Source organism: Candidatus Rhodoblastus alkanivorans (assembly GCF_022760755.1).
In the GTDB taxonomy this organism is placed as follows: domain Bacteria; phylum Pseudomonadota; class Alphaproteobacteria; order Rhizobiales; family Beijerinckiaceae; genus Rhodoblastus; species Rhodoblastus alkanivorans.
In genome coordinates this window covers 21,610-28,160 of record NZ_JAIVFP010000003.1, presented here as the reverse complement: position 1 = coordinate 28,160, position 6,551 = coordinate 21,610, and the positions used below count along the sequence as shown (strand labels likewise).

The following is a 6,551-nucleotide window of genomic DNA, read 5'->3' as shown; positions in this document are numbered from 1 at the left end:
ATTTTGCCGTATTCGCTCTGGAAAGCCGTGCGCGCGGCGGCGAGCGCCTTCTCAAGTTCGAAGGCCGCACGCGCCGCAGCCAAACCTTGTTCCAGATCAGGTCCGGCGGAGGGCGGCGCCTGGCCGTTCTCGGCGGCTCGCCGTTCGAGGACGCTCCCCTCTGTCTCGACATCAAAAATCTCGATGCCGCGCCGCTCGGCGTAATCGAGCGTTGTTTCCTTCGCCTGGCTGCGGCCAAGACGCGCCGACAAAGCCGCAAGATCGGCGAACTCGTCGCGCCCGGCGTAAATCGCCGCCCCCTCGCGATGCCGCGTCATCGCCACATAGGTCAAATGCCGGTCCATCGTCTCCGAGGCCAGTACGAAGGAGCGGTCGACCGTCGCCCCCTGCGATTTGTGGATCGTCGTCGCATAGCCATGATCGACGGCAGCATAATCCGCCATGGAGACGGAGACGCGCCGCCCCTCCCCTTCTTTCCGGGAAGCAGGCTGATCCAGCCTCGCCGTCAGCCGCCCGTCCTCGACCGCCTCAACGGTCCCGATCATGCCGTTTTTCACGCCAAGATCGCGATTGTTTTCCAGAAAGATGATCCGGTCGCCCGGCGCGAATTTTCGTTCGCCGTCGTTGGTCGCATAGGACCGCTCGCCGACAAGCTCGCCCCGATCCTGACGGGCCTCGCGGATCGACGCATTCAGCCCAAAAACGTCGGCCCGCCGATGCGCCAGCACGATCCGCGACCCGGACGGCCGCGCCGCCATGTCGCTGAGCACATCGCGCACGATCTCAGCCCCGGCTTCCTCCCGCGTCTCGGCCAGCCGCACGCCCCCGCGCTGCGCATAGGCGGAAATCCCCTCGGCCGTCCCATGGCGGGCAAAAGCCTGCGAGGCCGCGCGCTGCCACTCCACCCCTTGCCGGCGCACGCCCTCAAGCTCGACAAAGCCGACGCGCTCCGCCACCGCCCGGAACGCCGCCCCGGCGTTGATCGGCTGCAACTGTTCCGGGTCGCCGACCAAAACCAGCTTTGCCCCTGCCGCCTCCGCCGCGCCAACAAACGCCGCCAATTGCTTTGACGAAACCATGCCGGCCTCGTCGATCACCAGCACGTCGCGCGGCCCCAAGACCTGGCGCCCATTGGTCCAGCCATGCTCCCACGACGCCAGCGTGCGCGAGGCAATGCCGGAAGATTCCTCCAGCCCTTCGGCCGCCTTGCCGGATAGAGCCGCGCCATGCACGACAAACCCCTGAGCCTCCCATGCCTCGCGCGCGGCGGAAAGCATGGTGGACTTGCCCGCCCCGGCCAGACCGACGACGGCGGCGACGCGCTGGCCCCTGGTGACATGCCGCACCGCCTCGCGCTGTTCCTCCGCCAGAAACGGCCGCGCCGCCAAAGCCGCTTCGACGCGCTGCTCGTCGACGCCAAAACCGGAAGCCGCCGCCATCCGGTCGGCGCTCTCCGCCATGCCGCGTTCGACCGAAACCATCTCGCGCGTCGAATAGCGCGCCCCCAAAAGAGTCCGCCCAAAGGAATCTTTCTGCTCGGTCTGCAATTCGACAAGGGCGGGCGAGGCCATCACTTTCGAAAACGCCGCCTGGAACGCCTCCGCGTCGTCGATGTAACGATGCAGCGTCCGCGCCACGTCGCGCCGGTCGAACACGCTCTTTTCGCCGGTCAGGATCGAAAGCACCTGTTCCGGCTTTTCGCGGATCAGCTCGGCGTTTCGCCGCGCGCTCTCCGGATCAAGCCGCCGTTGTGAAACCTCCTTGCCGCGCCGCTCCATCTGCGTGGCGTGAACGCCCATGTGCAACGTCGGCTCGATCTCAATGCCGCGCTCGGCATGCGAGCGGCTGTCAACCTTTTGCTCAAGCCCCGCGCGAAAAAGATGCACATTGGCCGCCTGCTCCCAAGCCTGGCGAATGTCGACCAGCTGAACCTGCGTCAAAGCCAGGCCCTGCCCCGCAAGCCATTTGTTTTCTCGCTCAAGATTCGTCTTGTCGCCAAGCCCGTCCGGGGTCAGAGCCCTCGTCGTCATCATCAGATGCGCGTGAAAATTCCGCTCGTCCGTCTCGCCATGTGGTGCATGGATGGCGAAATCCACCGCCGTCCCGTGCCTGTCCGCCAGCCCCTGCGCAAATTCGCGGGTCAATGCCAGCCGCTGCCCGGCGGACAATTCATGCGGCAGCGCGATCTCGAATTCACGGGCGACGCGCGCATCTTTCCTTTTCTCGGAATCTTCTGCCGCATTCCACAGGGCCGAACGATCCAAAGCCCATTCCGCGCCGGATCCGGACGCAATGACGATCTCCGCATGTTCAACGCCACGCCGCCGCGTAAAATCATGCGTCATCCCGTCGCGCTCATTGGTCAGGCTCTCGCCAGCGCGATAGGCGGCGGCGGCGACGGAGCTGCGCCCGGACGCCCGGCCGATCGGCTTCATGCTGAGGTGGTAGATCGCCAAGAACGGGCTTTCGAGGAGGCGGGAGCGACGAGGAGGATGCAAATCAGGCTGGAACGAAGCAGCAGGATAGCAGCGCCAGAGTTGCGCAGCAACTCGTAAGTGCGCCCTTCACTTCGTTCGGGTTTACCTCTCCCCTTGCTCAATGTCAAGCTTCTACGCTATAGAGGCTGCTGGATGATCGGCCAGAAGGAGAGCGGACTTTGATTCATCCAGACGACAAACACGCTTTGGACGATTGGCCGATTTACGGGCCGCGTGATGTGGACATTTCCCTTCTGGTCGAGATGATCGCCGCGAAGGGAGTTCGGCTTTCCGTGATCGAGGATCGGATCAAGTCCATGCTCGCCGATTGGCTCAAAGAGATTGCAAAAAAGGATTTGAAGGACGCATCCCATGACTGAAACCGCCCTCGCAAAGGCGCAACGGAAATTCGAGCAGGCCAAGGCCGCGCTCGACGCCATCAAGGCCCGCGACGCCGCTGCCGATAGAAAAAAAGATACGAGGCGGAAAATCGTCCTCGGCGGAGCACTGCTTGAACTCGCCAGGACCGACAAGGACGCCGCCGCCCTGGTCGCGAAATTGATCGCCGGACTTGTTCGCGACCACGACAAAAAGCTGTTCGAGAAAATCGCCGATGCGCCGGTCGAAATTCCGCCGGCGCTGGTGGCGGAAAAGGTCGGGCCGCAAACGCCCGTCGCCTGAACGCCTGCGTTCAATCCGCGCTGAAATCGTGGTGCGGGTCGCCGGCGGCAAGAACGGAAATCTCGGCGTGGGTGGCCAGATCAATCAGCATATCGAGGCTGAATTTGTCGATCTTGCTCCGCAGAAGATCGTTGAGCTGGAGCTGCGTCACGCCAAGCCGCCGCGCGGCCTCGGCCTGCGCGACCTCCCAGCTTTTGACCTTCTGTTGAAGGCCGATGAGCAGGTTTGACCGCAGGGCCAGATTCGCCGCTTCATCCTGGGGTCATCGCAGAATCTTCCCAAAATCCTACGCTAAGCCGCGTCGAGGAATGCTGAGCGCGGGTCTCGGAGGGGGCGGAAGCCGTTTTGCAGGGGCTCCGTCGGCCAGACGTAATCGCCGTTGAAGGCGATGTGCTCCCAGCCGAGCGGGGCGACGTGGGCCAGCAGATCGTCGCTGACGGCCTCGCCCCGGGAGCGCAACTCGTCGACGGCGCGGCCGAGATAGACGGTGTTCCAGAGGATCACGGCGGCGACGGCGAGATTTAGGCCGGACGCCCGGTATTTCTGATTTTCGAAGGTGCGGTCGCGGATTTCGCCGAGGCGATGAAAGAACACCGCCCTGGCGAGGGCGTTGCGCGCCTCGCCCTTGTTGAGGCCGGCGTTCGCCCGCCGCCGCAGCGCCGGATCGCTGATCCAGTCGAGGGTGAAGAGGGTGCGCTCCAGGCGCCCGATCTCCCGGAGCGTTTTCGCCAGCGCATTCTGTTTGGGATAGGCCGCGAGCCGCCGCATCAAGACCGACGGCGCGACGGTTCCGGCCTTGATCGACGCCGCGAGGCGCAAGGTTTCGTCCCAGTTCTCGCCGATGACCCTGAAATCCACGGTTCCGCCGATCATCGGGGTCAGCGCGGCGTAGGCCGCGCGGGCGTCAGCGACATAGAGGCGGCGGTCGGCGAGATCGCGGATGCGCGGCGCGAACCGAAACCCGGTGAGATGGCACAGGCCGAACACATGATCGATCGCGCCGGCCGTGTCGGTGTAATGCTCGCGGATGTCGAGCGAACATTCGTGATGCAGCAGGCCGTCGAGAATATGCGCGGCCTCGCTAGCGTTGGCGGCGATGACCCTGGTGTGGAACGGCGCATAGCGGTCGGAGACATGCGTGTAGAATTTCACGCCCGGTTCCGAGCCGTATTTGGCGTTGTAATCGGCGCGGGCCTCGCCATGCCCGCCGGCCCTGAAGAATTGGCCGTCGGAGGACGACGTGTCGCCGTCGCCCCAGATTTTCGTGAACGGCTGCGCATGGATGGTGTCGACCAGACAGGCCAGCGCCGCCTGATAGGTTTCGTCGCGGACATGCCATTCCGCGATCCAGAGCAGCTTCGAATGGCTGAACACCTTGGAGCTGTGGGCCATTCGGGCGAGTCCGAGATTGGTGGCGTCGGCGAGTAGAGCCGTCATCAACGCCCGGCTGTCTTCGGGCGGCGCGCCCGTGCGCAGATGGCTGAACCGCTCGGCGAAACCGGTCCAGCCATGCACTTCGGCGAGAAGCTCGGTGACGCGCAAGCGCGGCAACATGGCGTAGAGCCGCCGTGCGACGCGATCGGTCGCGTCGGTTTCGTCCTTGCGGATCGGGCTGATCGAAAGCCCCTCTTCGGTGAGCGTCGCCTCGGGCAGCTCGCCGGCCGCCGCCAGCGCGTCGATTTCCCGGAGCCGGGAGTGGAGGAGACCGATGCGTTCGGCGCGCCAGTCGTCGAAGCGATCGGCGACGGCGAGGCCTAATTCGTCGCCTTGGCGCCGCGTCGCGAATGTGTCGGGCGGCAGGAGAAAATCGTCGAAAGCGCGGTACGCGCGGCTGCCTTCGACCCAGATATCGCCCGAGCGCAGGCGATCGCGCAGCGTTGTCATGACCGCGACCTCGTAGGTCCGGCGATCGGCGGCGGCGCCGACGCCGACGCCGACGAGCTTGCGCCACGCCGGTTTCAGAAACGCCGTCGGAGCGCGCGGCGGCAGATTTCTCGCGCCGGTCGCATGGAGCCCGCGCAACACGTCGAGCGCCGCAAGCAAAGGATCCCCCGGTTTCCAGGAGCGGAAGACGAAGGCGCCGAGGAGGATCGAAACCATGCGTCGCACCGTCGGATAGCGCTCGACGATCTCGCTCAGATTGTCGTCGCGCGAATCCGCGACCGTCTTGTCGGCCTCGGCGACCAGAGTTTTCAGGCGTTCCCAGCCTATCGCGCGCTCCACCGCCGCGACCTGGTCCACTCCGGACGCTTTGGCGGCCAACATGGCTTTCGCCATGCCGATCAGGGCTCGCGTCGACGCGTCGAGCGTCTTCGCCCGATCGACGACGTTCTCTTTGTGCACGCGATCGGCGCGGCGGAATACGCCGCCGAGCATTTTGTCGAACATGCTGATGGCGGCGTCCGTGAGGACCGCCTCCATTTCGCGCGCGAACACGACCAGCGTCGCCAATCGGCGCGGCGCATCGAAGCGTGAAAGATGCTGCGCGCTGAGAATGACCGTTTCCCGGGCGAGCGCCGCATAGCGCGCCTGGTGAATTCGTTGCTCGCGATCTTGTCCGACGCCGAGTTTTCGAACGGCGTGCAGGCGTTCGATTATTCCGGCCAGATTCCGCAGGGTCGGCGCTTCCGGCCATTCGCGCAGCCACGCGAGCGGCGTTCGATCCCGCTCGTCGTCGACGGCGATCAGCGCCTCCAGTCCGGCAATCGTCTCTTGCGCCAAACCTTCGACGAGATTCTTGTGCGCGCGTTTTCGCGCGCGAGCGCGGGCGGCCAAGGCAATTCGTTCAAATATTGTCGGCGCCGGCAGCAAAATGCTCCGGCTTCGAATATGTTCGATCATCGCGGCGACGATCTCATCGCCGCGATCCGTGCCGATTGCCTCGGCGAGAGCGATCTCCGCTACAGCGCGGTAGTCCTCACGTCTGAAAGAGCGCACCCCGAGATGCGCCTGAAGTTCGCCGAGATGCTCCCAGCGGGTTTCGCTACGCCGCGCGTATGCGGCGAACGATGTTGGTTCGCTCCCGATCTGCGACGCGACGAAAGAAAGCATGTTAGGCGGCGGACTTTCTTCGGCGCCAAGGGCGCGGCCAGGGAACCTCAAATAGGCAAGGTGAACAGCGAACCCCAGCCGATTCGCGTCGCGGCGGCGTCGCCGAATCAGCGCCAGGTCCGCGACTGAGTATGTGTAGTGCCGGACAATCGCCATCGGCTCCGTCGGCGGGTCGAACAGCGCCGCGCGAGATTGCGGCGAGAGGATTTCGTGTTTCTTCATGGCGCTCTCTCGTCGCGCAAACGACCGTTTGCGCGACCGCTCGGCGCGTCACGACAATTCAATAGCTTGCGCTACGCGCAATTCTGTTGCCAAATACTGGTGATTGGCAACAGAAAAAAG

Annotated in this window: 5 protein-coding genes; 2 read left to right on the top strand and 3 right to left on the bottom strand. The window is 64.6% G+C overall.

Features of this window, described 5'->3' with window-relative positions:
- Positions 1-2,456: Ti-type conjugative transfer relaxase TraA (gene traA, locus K2U94_RS20195; protein WP_243069080.1), on the bottom strand; the 2,456-nt coding region annotated here is incomplete at its 3' end.
- 200 nt (positions 2,457-2,656) lie between these two features.
- Here traA and K2U94_RS20190 point away from each other — a divergent pair.
- Together K2U94_RS20190 and K2U94_RS20185 are read left to right on the top strand one after the other, a co-directional pair.
- The gene (locus K2U94_RS20190) at positions 2,657-2,857 is read left to right on the top strand and encodes a hypothetical protein (protein WP_243069079.1); all 201 of its coding nucleotides are present in this window, start codon (positions 2,657-2,659) and stop codon (positions 2,855-2,857) included.
- Positions 2,850-3,158 (top strand): hypothetical protein, encoded by a 309-nt coding sequence (locus K2U94_RS20185; protein ID WP_243069078.1) that lies wholly within the window; start codon positions 2,850-2,852, stop codon positions 3,156-3,158. Before K2U94_RS20190 ends, K2U94_RS20185 begins: the two co-directional genes overlap by 8 nt.
- A gap of 10 nt (positions 3,159-3,168) precedes the next feature.
- On the opposite strand, the gene K2U94_RS20180 is transcribed toward K2U94_RS20185, so the two are convergent.
- On the bottom strand, positions 3,169-3,399 hold the full coding sequence (locus K2U94_RS20180; RefSeq protein WP_243069083.1) for an XRE family transcriptional regulator: 231 nt from the start codon (positions 3,397-3,399) through the stop codon (positions 3,169-3,171).
- A gap of 50 nt (positions 3,400-3,449) precedes the next feature.
- The gene (locus K2U94_RS20175; protein ID WP_243068943.1) at positions 3,450-6,431 is read right to left on the bottom strand and encodes a Tn3 family transposase; all 2,982 of its coding nucleotides are present in this window, start codon (positions 6,429-6,431) and stop codon (positions 3,450-3,452) included.
- Between the last annotated feature and the right edge of the window lie 120 nt (positions 6,432-6,551).